Below are 14494 nucleotides of genomic sequence, written 5' to 3' on the forward strand. Positions count from 1 at the left end.
AATATGAGGTGAATCAATGCGACGTTTTATGATGACGATGTCTTTCATAATTATTTTTGCCGCCCCGGCTTATTCGATGACGGTCGAAGAGGCGGTCCGGCATGCCCTTGCTCATCATCCCGATCTCCAGGCCCTGAGGCTCGAAGAAGGTTCCGCCAATGGCCGGCTGGCAAAAGCGCGGCTGCTTTTAAACAATAACCCGACCCTCGGGGGCAGTATCTCGAAAAAAGACAGACCGGAGGGGGAAAACGGCAGTGCCTACACCAATTATGGCTTCAAACTCTCTCAGGAATTTGAAATCGCGGGGCAAAGGGGCACACGGATTCATATGACGGAAACGGAGCTGGCCCGCGTCAAAGCCGGAATCAAAGATAAAGAGCGGGTTTTGATTTCGGAAGTAAAGGATTCCTTTGCCAGAGTGCTGGCGTTAAAAAAGAAAAACGGGCTGGCCCGGGAGATTGTTCAACTGAAAGAAGAATTGCTGGGGTACACCAGGATCAAGTTTCAGGCGGGCGATGTCTCCGGCCTTGATGTGAATCTGGCGGAGGTTGAATTGAGCAGGGCCAGGAGAGAACTTCTTTTAAACGGGAGAGAATACCGGGAAGCACTTTTGGCCTTACAGGGATTGCTCGGCATATCGCCGGACGGGTCATTTTCCATCCAGGGCGATTTGCCTTCGGATGTGCCGGCGTTGCCTGATCGGGCAGTCCTGAAAGAGAGAGCCCGTGCCTTGCGGCCCGACGCCAGGGCAGGCATCTTTGAAGTGGAGAAAGCCAGGGCAGCGCTTAAACTGGCGGAAAAGGACGTTATCCCGAATGTAACGCTCTCCGGATTTTACGACCGCGACGAGCTGAGAAATGCCGTCGGGCTGGAGATATCCATTCCGTTTCCCCTCTTCGACAGGAAGCAGGCGGAGAAAAAAGAGGCCTATGCCAAAGCGGAAGGAGCGAAGATAAAGGTCGATGGACAAAAAAGAACAATAGAACGCGAAGTCGAGCAGGCATACAGCGATCTTGCCGCGGCTGTTGAGGAGCTGACGCTTTTCAAAAAGGAGATTATTGTGAAAGCGGCCGAGAACCTGAACCTCCTGAATCTGGCGTTTAAGGAAGGGAAGGTTGGCTTCTTTGAAGTGCGGCTGGCGCAAAAGGATACCATTGAGGCGCAGTTCGCCTATATTGAAGCGCAGACCCGGACACAGCTGGCGGTGAACGCAATTGAAAAGACCACAGGAGGAGCGCTGAAATGATAAAACCATTTGGAGATATAGTGAAGCAGGGTTTGCTGATTGCCGCCTTCCTTCTTCCGGGAATGGCCATGATGACCGCGGGATGCGGAAAAAATGACGCGCAGGAAAAAGCAAAAACGGCAGTGGTCAGGGAAGCGAAGGAATCCGGCCATAATGAAAGCGCTGAAAAAGAAGCGCACGGCATGGTTACGCTGTCTCAGGAAATGCAGATGTCTTCAGGAATAGAAGTCATGCAGGTATCCCTGGAAGAAGCGGCAGTTCCTCTCTCGGCGACGGCTGTGATCGAAATGAACATGGACAGAGCCGCCAGAATCAGTCCGCGGGTAACGGGAAAGGCTGTTAAAATAATTGTCTCACAAGGTGACAGGGTGAAAGCCGGACAGGCGCTTGCTTATCTCGACAGCGTGGAACTCGATCAGATTTGGGCCGACTATCGGAAAGCGCAGGGCAAAGTGGAGCTGGCGCGGAGGAACCTCCAGAGGGAGGAAACTCTGTTTCAAAAAAAGATATCCCCGGAGAAAGACGTATTGAAGGCAAGACAGGAACTCAATGAGACGGAGGCGGATGTCAATTATGCCAAGGAGCGTTTCCGTCTGGTTGGCGTTGATGTGACTCAGTTTGCCTCAAGTAAAGCTAACAGCAGCCATCCCCTTGTGCCGGTTGCATCACCGGTCGGCGGGATCGTGATAGAAAAAGCAGTAACTCAGGGCGAGGTGGTTAATCCCGACAAGACGCTCTTTCTGGTGGCGGATCTCACGACGCTCTGGGTGGTGATCGATGTCTATGAAAAGGATGCATCCAGGCTCAGGGTCGGCACAGGCGTGAAGGTATCGGTCACAGCATTTCCGGATAAGGTATTCAAAGGAAAAATATCCTACGTTGCCGACGTTGTGGATGAAAAGACCAGAACCGAAAAGGCGAGGGTCACGATCGACAATGCAAGCGGGCTGCTTAAGCCCGGCATGTTTGCGTCCGTCCTGATTGAAACAAAAAACGTCAAGGGTGAGCGGTTAATCGCCGTCCCGGAAGAGGCCGTGCAGATTGAAGGCGCGGCGCGCTACGTTTTCGTCCGGGTCGCCCCCGACAAGTTTGCCAGAAGAGATATCGAGGTCGGCAGGACACTCGGAAAAAATCTGGAGGTGACGGCAGGACTTAAGGAAGGCGAGTTCTTCGCGGTCAGGGGCGCCTTTATTCTGAAATCGGAGCTCAAAAAAGGTGAACTCGAGGGGGATGCGCACTGATGCTGGGAAAAATTATCGCCTATACGTTGAAGCAAAAAGGGATGGTTATCTTCCTTTCGTTTTTGATCATTGCGGCAGGCCTGTATTCCTATTTCAAATTGCCGATTGACGCGTTTCCGGATGTCACCAACATTCAGGTGGACGTTGTCAGCCACGCCGACGGACTATCGGCCATAGAGATTGAGAGAAATGTCACATACCCGATTGAGATGGCCATGCGTGGTTTGCCGGGCATTGAACAAATGCGGTCGGTCACAAAATTCGGGCTGTCCATTGTAACCATTGTCTTCAAGGATAATGTTGATATTTATTTTGCGCGGCAGCTGGTCTTCGAGCGATTGGCGGAGGCGAGAGAGAAGGTTCCTAAAGGCGTGGAGGTGGCCATGGGGCCCATCGGCACGGCCATGGGTGAAATCTATCAATACACCCTCGAAGGGATAATGCCGAAAGATCCAGTGCAAAAAATATCTTATCTGACCAATTTGAGAACACTTCAGGAGTGGGTGATTACCCCGCAGCTGAAAAGTGTCGCCGGCGTCAATGAAATTAATTCCTACGGTGGTTACTTCAAGCAGTATCAGGTTATTGTATCGCCGGAGAAACTGGTGAATTATGGAATAACGGTTGACGATGTTTATTCCGCCATCGGCAGCAATAATCAAAATGTGGGCGGCAATATTCTTGAACGAAACACGGATCAGTATATCGTTCGCGGCGTCGGATTGATCCGGAATGTCAGCGATATTGAAAATATTGTGCTGAAATTACATAAAGGAACACCGACTTTCGTCAGAGATGTCGCTCGGGTAAAAATCGGCGAAGCCGTTCGGATGGGTGCGGCGATGAAGAACGGTAAAGATGAAGCCGTCGGCGGCATCGTCATGATGCTCAGAGGCGAGAACAGCCGCGACGTGGTCCTCCGGGTGGCGGAGAAGGTAAGGGAAATAAATGAGAACAACATGCTCCCGGACGGCATCAGGATTGTCCCCTATTACGACAGAAGTGATATTGTGAATGCCAGCATCGGAACGGTTAACAAGGCACTCATCGAAGGCGCCATTCTTGTTCTGATTGTGCTGTATTTCCTGCTAAACAGTTTCCGGGGAAGTTTCGTCGTTCTGGTCACCTTGCCGTTATCGCTGCTCGTTACATTTATTGTAATGAAGCTTGCCGGCCTCAGCGCCAATTTGATGTCTCTGGGCGGGCTCGCTATTTCCATCGGCATGATCATTGATACGACGATCATCCAGGTCGAAAACGTCCAGCGTCATTTAAGTGATGCCGGGGACAGGCATCCCAAAGCATTGACGGTGCTCCAGGCGGTGATGGAAGTGAGAAAACCCAGTATTTTTGGAGAATTGATCATAGCGCTCACTTTCATTCCGATTCTTTCGTTGGGGGGAATTGAAGGAAAGATGTTCGGGCCGCTGGCTGTTACCGTTGCCATAGCGCTCTTTGCATCACTGCTGCTATCTATTGTCATTGTTCCGGTTCTCTGTTTCCTGTTTCTGAAACCGCAGTTGCATCAAGAAAGCATCATCATGAGGTATGCCAGGAAAGCTTATTTGCCGCTTCTGGAATATGCCATGAACAAGAAAAAAGTTGTCTTAAGCCTTGCCGGGATTTTCCTTGTGATTTCTTTGTTTCTGTTTACCCGACTGGGAACGGAATTTATTCCGACGATGGATGAAGGTTCATTTGACATGGATGTCGCCACGCTGCCCGGCGTTTCACTGGCCACAGCCATGGAACTCAATCAGCGCGCCGCTCAAAAGCTGATGCAGTTTGACGAACTGGATGTGGTGGTATCGCGAACGGGTCAAACCGGTGTGGCTCTGGATACACGGGGCACGGATAAAACCGGGTATGTTGGTGTATTCAAGCCTAAAAGCGACTGGAAACGAAACATTTCAAAAGAAGAATTGACCAATGAAATGCGAAGATCATTGGATTCCATAGCGGGGATCAGTTTTGGCTTCAGCCAGCCGATCCAGTGCCGGATTGATGAGCTGATGGCCGGAACGCGCGCGCAGCTGATCGTTAAACTGTTTGGCGAAGATATTGACGTGCTGAACAATAAATCGGCTGAAATTGCGCGTGTCCTTTCCACCGTCAAAGGAGGGACTGATCTGGTTACGGAAAAAATATCGGGTCAGCCCTATCTGACGGTCAGCATCGACCGGGCAAAAACGGCGCGGTACGGGCTCAGCATCAGCGATGTCCAGAATGTCATTGAAATAGCCGTTGCCGGAAAATCTGCCTCCAAATATTATGAGGAGAACCGCAGCTTTGATATAACGGTTCGTCTGCCGGAAGAAAAAAGAAATTCGCCCGAAGCAATCAAAAACATATTAGTGACCACCAAGTCGGGAATGAACATTCCACTCGAACAGCTGGCCGATGTAAAAACGATTGAAGGTCCGGTTCAGATCAGCCGCCAGGACGGGATCAGAAGAATCGGCATCGAGATGAATGTCAGCGACCGGGATATCGGCAGTTTTGTTGCAGAGGCAAAACGAAAGATAAAAGAAAAAGTCAAGTTGCCTGCCGGTTATTATCTGACCTGGGGCGGGCAATTTGAAAACCAGCAAAGAGCCATGAATAAACTGATGATCATCGGGCCTGTTGCCATTGGATTGATTCTGCTTCTCTTGTATGTCACGTTCAGATCGATCCGCTTGTCGCTTCTGGTTATTTCCAATCTGCCCTTTGCCCTGATCGGCGGCGTCTTTGCTCTCTTTATATCCGGACAATATTTGTCCGTCCCGGCGTCAGTGGGGTTTATCGTCTTGTTCGGCGTTGCCGTTTTAAACGGTCTTGTGCTGGTTTCGCGCATTGCGCAACTGCGCGATGAGGGGCTCGGTTTGCCGGAAGCCATCCGGAAGGGCAGTCTGGATCGGCTGCGGCCGGTGTTGATGACGGCATCGATAGCCATTTTCAGTCTGGTGCCGATGCTGCTGGCCTCCGGCATGGGGTCTGAAATTCAAAGACCGCTGGCCACCGTTGTTGTCGGGGGATTGATAACCTCAACGCTGCTTACATTACTAATTATTCCATCTGTTTATGGTTGGTTCGAAAAAAGAAAAGTTGAAGAAGAAATGTGAATCGTGCGGTGAATATTTTACATGCCGGTCATCCATGAGGCGCATGAGAGCAAAGAGGGAACGATGAGATTCAGCCGCATCGGCTTGCGGGCAATAAAATAAAAAATTCTTGACAAGCCGGAATATCTCATTTATATAGCCCGGTAATCAACAAGGACAAGGTTTTTTTCAATGAACAGACAGATTAACGCAAACAATAATATTTTTGGCTTCTGGTTTTATTACTATTATGCGTCGGTCTGCCTGTCGCTGAGGAGGACTTGGTAAAGTAACATCAACCAAAACAGCCATGGGTAGATCGAAAGCGGATTCCCCATGGCTTTTCTTTTTTTAAGGCCATGGCGGGCAAAAGCCATGGCCTTTTTTCATTCAAGGAGAGATTTATGATTATTGTTATGAAAAGTCAGGCAACGGAAAAACAGATTGACGACGTGATTCATTGGATTGAATCGGTCGGCTACAAGGCGCATCCGTCCAGCGGTGTGGAACGCACCATCATCGGAGCGGTTGGTGACAATCGCGACAAAGCCGTGCTGAAGTATGCGGAATCGCTGCCGGGTGTGGAAAAAACCATGCCGATCCTGAAGCCCTACAAACTGGCCAGCCGCGAATCGCATGAAGGCGACACCGTGATTAACGTGGGTTCCATCCAGATCGGCGGACCGGAATTCATCGTGATGGCCGGCCCCTGCGCCATTGAAAGCGAAGAGCAGTTGCTGGAGAGCGCCTATATTGTTAAAAAAGGCGGGGGACATATTTTAAGAGGCGGCGCCTTCAAACCGCGTACGTCACCCTACAGCTTCCAGGGCATGGAAGAGGACGGTCTGAAAGTCCTGGATTCCGTCAGCAAAAAAACCGGCCTGCCCACGGTTACCGAAGTGGTTAATCCGGCGGATGTGGATCTGGTGGAAACCTATGCTGACATGCTGCAAATCGGCGCGCGCAACGTCCAGAATTTTGCCCTGCTGAAAAAAGTCGGCCAGGCCCGCAAGCCGGTGCTGCTCAAACGCGGCATGATGACCACCATCGAAGAATTGCTCATGTCGGCGGAATACATTTTATCGTCCGGCAATCCGAATGTCATCCTGTGTGAACGCGGCATCCGCACCTTTGAAACGGCCACCCGCAATACACTGGATATCAGCGCCGTGCCGGTGCTCAAAAGCCTGACGCATCTGCCGGTGGTGATTGATCCCAGTCATGCGGCCGGCAACTGGAAGTATGTCAGTCCGCTTTCCCGTGCGGCGGTTGCCGTGGGAGCGGACGGCATTATTGTGGAAGTGCACCCCGAACCGGAGAAGGCGGTTTCCGACGGGGCGCAGTCGCTTAAACCGGAAAAATTCTATCAAATGATGGATGACGTGCGGAAGCTTGCCAAAGCGATGCGCAGCTGAGGCCATGGAGCTGATATGAGATCATTGAAAGTTAATCTTGATAAAAAAATAGCGTCGTCTCATGAAATCCGGATTGGCCAGAATATTCTTGACCGGATGATTCTGTTGATTGCGAAAAACCACAAAGCCTCGCGCTACGTGATTGTCACCGACAGCAATGTCAACAGGCTCTATGGAGCAGCCATGCTTTCCGCCATGGTCCAGGCGGGAATGAATGCGTCCCTGATGGAAATTCCCGCGGGGGAGTCTTCCAAAAACATCGCAACGGTGATGGATGTCACCGGCAGGCTTCTGGCAGCAGGCGCGGACCGGGGGACGCTGCTGATCGCGCTGGGCGGCGGAGTGGTGGGCGACCTGACCGGCTTTATCGCGTCGGTTTACATGCGGTCGGTTCCTTATATTCAGATTCCGACCACGCTCATCGCTCAGGTCGACAGCGCAATCGGCGGGAAAACCGCCGTGGATCTGCCTCAGGGAAAAAACCTGCTGGGCACTTTTTACCAGCCGCGGGCGGTGTTTGCGGATTTAAATTTTCTTTCCACACTGCCGGATAAGGAATTTAATAACGGGCTGGCCGAAATTATTAAATATGGCATTATTGAAGATGATAAAATGTTCCAACTGCTCGAAGAAAACATGGCGGCGGTCAAAAGCAAAGATCCGGCCTGTCTTCTGAAAATTATAGAAACTTGTTGCCGGATTAAAAAATCGATTGTAGAGATAGATGAACGGGAACAGGGACTTCGCAGAATATTGAATTTCGGCCATACGCTGGGGCATGCTCTGGAGGCTGCTTCGGATTATGCCCTGTCGCATGGAGAAGGTGTGGCGCTGGGCATGATTGCCGCGGCGCGTCTTTCGGCGAAGATGCATTATCTCCCGGAAGATGAATCAGCGCGCATAGAGCGCCTTATCGTTCAGGCGGGGCTGCCGTCAAAGATTCCTTTTTCCTTTGCCCCGGACGCGGTGATTGCCCGGTTGAAAATGGATAAAAAGAAAAAGGATGACACGATCCATTTTGTCCTGATTAAAAAAATCGGCATGCCCTTTGTCAGCGGCAGTGTCAGCGAGCAGCTGATCAATGAGGTTCTGGAGGAAATGAAAACATGAAGCCATCTTTGGATGAACTGAGGGACGCTATGAGAAAGAAAGACCGGGACATTATCCGGCTGCTCAATGAGCGTTCGCAGATATCCGTTCAGATCGGGAAGGTGAAGGGGCAGACCGGCCTGGAAGTTTATAATCCGGCGCAGGAAGCCCGTGTCATGAATTATTTACAGGATCTCAACTGCGGACCGTTATCGGACCGTCAGGTGACATCGATTTTCCGGGAGATCATTTCCGCATCGCGTGATCTGCAGAAGCCGATGAATATTGCTTTTCTGGGGCCTACGGCTTCTTTCAGCCATCTGGCGGCGCGTCTGCATTTTGGCATGTCCAGCCGTTTTTGGCCGCAGCCGGGTATTTCCCGCGTGTTTGACGAAGTGGAAAAAGGCGCTGTGGAATGGGGGGTCGTTCCGGTGGAAAATTCGCTGGAAGGGTCGGTCAATGTGACGCTGGACCGGTTGATTCTGACGCCCCTGAAAATTCAGGCCGAGATGTATCTGCGCATCAGCCAGTGCCTGATTTCTTCCGCTAAAAGTCTGAAAGGCATCAAAAATGTCTACTCGCATCCGCAGGGGCTGGCGCAATGCCAGGCGTGGCTTCGCGCCAACCTGCCCAACGCCGTGTCAGGCGAGATGGAAAGCACGGCGGCGGCCGCGCAGATGGTGCGCGGAAAAAAGACGGCCGCGGCGATCGGGAGCGCGCTTGCGGCGTCAACCTACGGGCTGAACATGCTGGCGGAAGGCATTGAAGACAATCCCTCCAATACCACAAGGTTTCTGGTGATCGGCCATGGGGAAGGGACGCCCACGGGAGATGATAAGACATCGATTATTTTTGCCACACCGGATTTTCCGGGATCGCTGCACAGCGCGCTGGCTTCTTTTGCCAAACGAAAAATCAATCTGGCCAAGATTGAATCGCATCCCGTGAAAGAAAGGTTGTGGGAGTATCTTTTCTTTGTGGATATGATCGGACACATACGGGACAAAGAGGTTAAAGCCTGTCTGAAAGAACTGAAAGATAAAACGATATATTTGAAAATACTGGGATCGTATCCCCGGGCAAAGGACGGCTTATGATTTGCATACCCATCACGGATGCGACGGGTCGGGAAGCGCTTCGAACCGTTGAAAGATGCGCACTGGCTGCCGACGCCATCGAACTGCGCATGGATTTGATTGCTGACGGCGATCTGGCGCAATTGATGGCCGTCGCCCGCGGCCTGTCCGCCCGCATCAAAATCATTGTCACCTGCCGCAGGAAGGAAGAATCCCTCCTGCCGCCGTCGACGGATCAAGCCGTTCACAAAGAGCTGACCAAAACGGCCAAAATGCAACTGCTCAAGCAGGCCATCTTGCTTGGTGCGGATTTTATTGATATTGAACTGGCCTCCGGGGAAAAGGCGATCAAACAACTGCAAGCTATTTGCCGCAGACAAAAAAGCCTGACAAGGGTGATTGTTTCCTGGCATGATATTTCCAAAACCCCGCCGCTTAAAAAATTAAAGGAAATATTTCAGGCGTGCGCCGGAACCGGCGCCGACATTGTGAAGATCGTTCCTTACGCCCGGAAGATGTCGGACAACCTGAAAGTGCTGAGCCTGATTGCTCATGCCAAGGCACAGCATCGCAATATCATTGCCATGTGCATGGGCGATGAGGGAAAAATCAGCCGCGTCATGGCGCCGCTCTGGGGAAGTTATCTGGGTTTTGCCGTTTTGCCGGGCAGCAAAAAATCGGCGCCCGGCCAGTTGACGCTGAGCGTGATGAGGGAATTCCAGAGTTTGCAGAAACAAAATAAACACCTGGCCCAGCCGTGGTTTTTACCGCCCGGCGCGCCAAACTTTGTTCTTCTGGGCAATCCCGTCGGGCACAGCCTGTCGCCGCTCATGCATAACAAGGCTTTGGAGGCGATGCAGATCGACGGGCATTACAGCGCGTTTTGCGTGAGTGATCTGGCTGCGGCGATGGCCGGAATCCGGGGGATGAATATTCGCGGCGCGTCCGTCACGATTCCGTTTAAGACGGCGGTGATGGAATATCTCGACGAGATCGATCCGGATGCCGTGGCTCTGGGCGCCGTCAATACAATTGTGAATGAACGGGGGCGGCTTGCCGGTTACAACACGGATTGGCTGGGGTTGATGCAGGCGCTGAAAAACAAAATCAGCATAGCGGGGAAAACCTTTGTGATCATCGGCGCGGGCGGCACGGCGCGGGCGGCGGTTTATGGCGTGATTAAAGAAGGCGGTCGGCCGGTTATTGTTAATCGCAGCCTGGACAAAGGGAAGGCCCTTGCCGGCCGGTTTGATTGTCCGTTTTATCCGCTTTCAGATATTGGCCGGATCAAAGCCTCCGTGCTGATCAATACCACCTCCGTGGGGATGTATCCGCAGATCCACCAGTCACCGGTCGCTGCGGCGATCCTGGCCAATTACCGGGTTGTGGCCGATGTGATCTACAATCCCCTGAAAACAAAATTGCTTCGCGATGCCGAGGCGCAGGGTTGCAGGATTATTCCCGGCCTGGAGATGTTTATCAATCAGGGCGCGGAACAATTAAAATTATGGACGCGAAGAGAAGCCCCTCTGGCTCTGATGAAAAAACTCGTCCGGGAAAGGTTGGAGAAGCTTGAAGTCTGAGATAGTCATCAAGGAGCCGGCGGGGACGGTTGAAGTGCCCGGTTCCAAAAGTTTAACGCAAAGAGCCTTGATTGTGGCCGCGCTGGCCGAAGGAGAATCCCTGCTTTGCCGTCCGCTGATTGCGGAAGATACCCGGCATTTGATGGCGGGTTTAACGCAGTTAGGCGCGCAAATTGAACCCGTTGCCTATGGCCTCAAGGTTATCGGCACGGGCGGAGCGATCTCCAATCCATGCCGTGAAATATTTCTGGGATATAACGGTACGGCGCTGCGCTTTCTGACCGCGCTGGTCTGTCTGGGACGGGGGTCTTATGTGCTGACCGGCGAAGAGCGGTTGCGCCAGCGGCCGGTCGGACCCCTGGTGTCGGCGCTGCAAAGCATGGGGGTTGCGATTTCCTGTCAGGATAATTGTCCGCCGGTGAAGGTGGCGGCCAACGGCCTCAAAGGCGGAAGGATTACGCTTGCCGATATTGAAAGCTCCCAATATGTTTCCGCGCTGCTTTTGTGCGGACCCTATACCGCCAAGGGGATTGAACTTTCGCTTACGGGGAACGTCGTTTCCGCTCCATACATTGATTTGACAATCGCTGTGATGAATGATTTTGGCGCAAAAATTATCCGGACGGATAATCGCCACTACATGGTCGGCACACAACACATTTATACGGGTCGATCCTATGATGTGGAAGGGGATGCCTCCAGCGCCTCTTATTTTTTCCTGGCTGCCGCGCTTTTGAAGAAGACCATTCGCGTTTCCGGCGTTAAAAGGAAAAGCGCCCAGGGGGATATCCGGCTGCTCGATATTCTGGAAAAACTCGGCTGCCGGATTGGAAGCGGCGAAACCTGGGTCGAAGTGTCCGCGCCAGATGAACTGGCCGCGGGCGATATGACTTTTGATATGGGCGACATGCCGGATATGGTGCCGACCTTAGGCATTCTTGCGGCTTTCCGCAAGGGCCGGACAATGATTGTGAACGTTGCGCATTTAAGAATCAAGGAAAGCAATCGTCTGGCGGCGATGGCGGCCGAACTGAATCGGATCGGCATTGTCGCTTCAGAACTGCCGGATGGTTTGATGATTGAGGGCGGAAAGGCTCGGCCTGCCGCGATCGAAACCTATAATGACCACCGGATTGCCATGAGTTTTGCCGTGGCCGGACTGTGCACCCCGGGCATTGAAATTACCGATAAGAAGTGCGTGGATAAATCCTTCCCCGGTTTCTGGAAGGAGCTTGCAAAGATATGAAGGTCATCCTCATCGGATATCGGGCAACCGGCAAGTCAACCGCAGGGGCGCTTTTGTCCAAAAAACTCAGAATTCCGTTTGTGGACACCGACCGGTTGATTGAAGATGCGGCGGGCATGCCGATCAAAGACATCGTTGCGCAGGAAGGCTGGGAAAAATTCCGCGAAAGAGAAACAGCAGCCGTGGCGTCTCTCGGCGCGCAGAAGGTTTGTGTTGTAGCCACAGGCGGCGGTGTTGTTACGGCCTCGCAGAACAGGGACTTATTAAAAAAAATGGGAGTTCTGGTGTGGTTGAAAGCGCCCCTTGCCGACATTGTTGAACGCCTGGAACGCGATGCGGGAAATGAACAGCTGCGGCCACAGCTTACCTCCGAAAACCTTGTTGCGGAGACGCTCGCCGTGCTGAAAGAACGCCTGCCCGTCTATGAATCGATTGCCGATATTACGGTGGACACGCAAGGGCAAAGTGTTGTACGGGTGGCGGACAGCATTTATCAGCACCTGCTGGAAGCAGGTCATGTATTCGAAATCAACAAATTAAAAAATAAACAGAAGAAGAAATCTTAACAGGAGAGCATATGGCGGGAAATACTTCAGGCTGCGTGTTTCGCGTGACGACATGGGGAGAGTCGCACGGTGCGGCGCTTGGCGCGGTGATCGATGGATGTCCGGCCGGAATGGACCTGGCTGAGGACGATATTCAACAGGCGCTGGATCGGCGCAGACCTTCATCCGGTGCGGCTTCAACATCGCGCAGCGAACAAGACAAGGTGGAAATCCTGTCCGGCGTCTTTGAAGGAAAAACAACCGGCACGCCGATTGCGCTTCTGATCCGCAATACCGATGCCCGCTCATCGAATTACCATGACCTGAAAGATGTTTTCCGCCCGGGACACGGCGATTTTACCTACTTTAAAAAATACGGCATCCGCGACTGGCGTGGAGGGGGCCGCGCATCGGGCCGGGAAACCGCCGCCCGCGTTGCTGCGGGAGCCGTCGCCCGAAAATTGATTGCCGCCGCCGGTATGGAAGTGATCGCGTTCACCAGAAGCATCGGCGGGATTGAGATTGATCCCGCGGCCGTTGCGCAGAACCGGGATTTAAAGGCAAAAGTACTGCAAAGCGCCCTGTATTGTCCTGATCCTCTGGCGGCAGCGTCTATGGAAGAGAAACTGGCAGCCGTCCGCAAGGAAGGCGACACGCTGGGCGGTGTGGTGGAGATTATTGTCCGGGGGTGTCCCGCGGGGCTGGGTGAACCGGTGTTCGATAAGATGGATGCGGATCTGGCGGCAGCCCTGATGAGCATTGGGACGGTGAAGGCCGTGGAAATAGGCGAGGGTTGCGCGGCGGCTTTCAAAAAAGGCTCCGAAATCAACGATCCGATGGATGCCGAAGGTTTTGCCAAAAATTCCGCCGGCGGCATCCTGGCCGGCATTACAACCGGTCAGGACATTGTTGTCCGGGTTTACTGCAAGCCGATTCCGTCAATTGCCCTGCCGCAGCAGACACGCGACATGGAAGGCCGGGAGCGGTCCATTGAAATACAGGGGCGTCACGATATCTGCGTCGTTCCGCGGATTGTGCCGGTGTGCGAAGCCATGGTCAGCCTTGTGCTTGCCGACCACTGGCTGCGGCAGAAAGCGCAAACCCGATGAAAAAAATTACCGTAGGCATTATCGGCGGAACAAACGGCATGGGGCGCTGGCTTGCCGATCTGCTGGCCGGGGAAGGCTGCACTGTTCACGTAACCGGAAGAAAAACGGTCATGACGGCCAAGGATGCGGCAAACGTTTGCGATGTCGTGGTGGTATCCGTGCCGATCGCGGCGACGGCCGGCGTGATTGCGGAGGTCGGTCCGCTGTTGAAAAAGAGCCAGTTATTGATGGATTTAACGTCGCTGAAAAAAGAGCCGGTGGCGTTGATGCTCGCGCATTCCGACGCCTGCGTGGTCGGCTGCCACCCGCTGTTCGGTCCGTCCATTTCGTCGGCTGCGGGGCATAACATTGTTTTGTCCCGGGGGCGGGGTGATGCCTGGTACGACTGGATTAAAAATATCTTTACAAAAACCGGCTATACGATTCTGGAAAGAACGCCTGCCGAGCATGACCGGATGATGTCTGTTGTACAGGCGCTCAATCATCTCAATACCATTGCCCTGGGGCTGGCGATCGCCGAAACAGGAATTCCAATGGCCGAGATCAGTCAATTTGCAACGCCCGTTTTTAAGGCCAAAATGGATATTGTCAAAAAAGTATTCACGGAAAGCCCTGAACTTTACGCCGATATTATTGCCCGGAATCCTGACCGGGATAACGTGCTGAAAACCTGCGAACAGGTTGTTCGGGATATCCGCTCAACGCTTAAGGCGGGGGACGGCGCGGAATTGAAGATCGCCATGGAAGCCGCCGCGAAAAAATTGTTCTGATCCTGTCTTCAAATTCTCTCGCTGACATCCGGCATGACCATGTCGAGGATAACCGGATCGATTGAGGTTTTGAGGTTCCTCCAGTTGATGT

General features: G+C 52.8%; 11 protein-coding genes. All 11 read left to right on the forward strand.

Annotation, left to right across the window (positions count from 1 at the left end; translation table 11 throughout):
- Positions 1-16: 16 nt before the first annotated feature.
- The 11 genes from CVU71_06345 (at position 17) to CVU71_06395 (ending at position 14403) form a co-directional block, all read left to right on the forward strand.
- Positions 17-1246, forward strand: coding sequence for a hypothetical protein (locus tag CVU71_06345; protein PKN19980.1), 1230 nt, complete (start codon positions 17-19; stop codon positions 1244-1246).
- Complete coding sequence (locus tag CVU71_06350) at positions 1243-2487, forward strand: efflux RND transporter periplasmic adaptor subunit (protein ID PKN19981.1); 1245 nt, start codon at positions 1243-1245, stop codon at positions 2485-2487. The genes CVU71_06345 and CVU71_06350 overlap by 4 nt, the downstream gene beginning before the upstream one ends.
- A complete protein-coding gene (locus CVU71_06355; protein PKN19982.1) occupies positions 2487-5591 on the forward strand; it encodes a CusA/CzcA family heavy metal efflux RND transporter in 3105 nt (1034 codons plus the stop codon). Before CVU71_06350 ends, CVU71_06355 begins: the two co-directional genes overlap by 1 nt.
- Positions 5592-5974: 383 nt before the next feature.
- Positions 5975-6985, forward strand: a complete 1011-nt coding sequence (gene aroF / locus CVU71_06360; GenBank protein ID PKN19983.1) for a 3-deoxy-7-phosphoheptulonate synthase — start codon at positions 5975-5977, stop codon at positions 6983-6985.
- 15 nt (positions 6986-7000) lie between these two features.
- Positions 7001-8095: a 3-dehydroquinate synthase gene (aroB, locus tag CVU71_06365; GenBank protein ID PKN19984.1), complete on the forward strand. Its 1095-nt coding sequence runs from the start codon at positions 7001-7003 to the stop codon at positions 8093-8095.
- Positions 8092-9171, forward strand: coding sequence for a prephenate dehydratase (locus tag CVU71_06370; GenBank protein PKN19985.1), 1080 nt, complete (start codon positions 8092-8094; stop codon positions 9169-9171). Before aroB ends, CVU71_06370 begins: the two co-directional genes overlap by 4 nt.
- On the forward strand, positions 9168-10733 hold the full coding sequence (locus CVU71_06375) for a hypothetical protein (protein PKN19986.1): 1566 nt from the start codon (positions 9168-9170) through the stop codon (positions 10731-10733). The genes CVU71_06370 and CVU71_06375 overlap by 4 nt, the downstream gene beginning before the upstream one ends.
- The gene (gene aroA, locus CVU71_06380; GenBank protein ID PKN19987.1) at positions 10723-11979 is read left to right on the forward strand and encodes a 3-phosphoshikimate 1-carboxyvinyltransferase; all 1257 of its coding nucleotides are present in this window, start codon (positions 10723-10725) and stop codon (positions 11977-11979) included. The genes CVU71_06375 and aroA overlap by 11 nt, the downstream gene beginning before the upstream one ends.
- On the forward strand, positions 11976-12545 hold the full coding sequence (locus tag CVU71_06385) for a shikimate kinase (protein PKN19988.1): 570 nt from the start codon (positions 11976-11978) through the stop codon (positions 12543-12545). The genes aroA and CVU71_06385 overlap by 4 nt, the downstream gene beginning before the upstream one ends.
- Before the next feature lie 11 nt (positions 12546-12556).
- Complete coding sequence (locus tag CVU71_06390; GenBank protein ID PKN19989.1) at positions 12557-13633, forward strand: chorismate synthase; 1077 nt, start codon at positions 12557-12559, stop codon at positions 13631-13633.
- Positions 13630-14403: a prephenate dehydrogenase/arogenate dehydrogenase family protein gene (locus tag CVU71_06395; GenBank protein ID PKN19990.1), complete on the forward strand. Its 774-nt coding sequence runs from the start codon at positions 13630-13632 to the stop codon at positions 14401-14403. The genes CVU71_06390 and CVU71_06395 overlap by 4 nt, the downstream gene beginning before the upstream one ends.
- The last annotated feature ends 91 nt before the right edge of the window (positions 14404-14494 follow it).

This window comes from Deltaproteobacteria bacterium HGW-Deltaproteobacteria-6, from assembly GCA_002840435.1.
In the GTDB taxonomy this organism is placed as follows: domain Bacteria; phylum Desulfobacterota; class Syntrophia; order Syntrophales; family Smithellaceae; genus UBA8904.

Excerpts from the sequence above, each read along its gene's own strand:
- CVU71_06375 (PKN19986.1), top strand. The coding sequence starts at position 9,168 with ATGATTTGCATACCCATCACGGATGCGACGGGTCGGGAAGCGCTTCGA.
- aroB (PKN19984.1), top strand. The coding sequence starts at position 7,001 with ATGAGATCATTGAAAGTTAATCTTGATAAAAAAATAGCGTCGTCTCAT.
- CVU71_06370 (PKN19985.1), top strand. The coding sequence starts at position 8,092 with ATGAAGCCATCTTTGGATGAACTGAGGGACGCTATGAGAAAGAAAGAC.
- CVU71_06350 (PKN19981.1), top strand. The coding sequence starts at position 1,243 with ATGATAAAACCATTTGGAGATATAGTGAAGCAGGGTTTGCTGATTGCC.
- aroF (PKN19983.1), top strand. The coding sequence starts at position 5,975 with ATGATTATTGTTATGAAAAGTCAGGCAACGGAAAAACAGATTGACGAC.
- CVU71_06390 (PKN19989.1), top strand. The coding sequence starts at position 12,557 with ATGGCGGGAAATACTTCAGGCTGCGTGTTTCGCGTGACGACATGGGGA.
- CVU71_06355 (PKN19982.1), top strand. The coding sequence starts at position 2,487 with ATGCTGGGAAAAATTATCGCCTATACGTTGAAGCAAAAAGGGATGGTT.
- CVU71_06385 (PKN19988.1), top strand. The coding sequence starts at position 11,976 with ATGAAGGTCATCCTCATCGGATATCGGGCAACCGGCAAGTCAACCGCA.
- CVU71_06345 (PKN19980.1), top strand. The coding sequence starts at position 17 with ATGCGACGTTTTATGATGACGATGTCTTTCATAATTATTTTTGCCGCC.
- CVU71_06395 (PKN19990.1), top strand. The coding sequence starts at position 13,630 with ATGAAAAAAATTACCGTAGGCATTATCGGCGGAACAAACGGCATGGGG.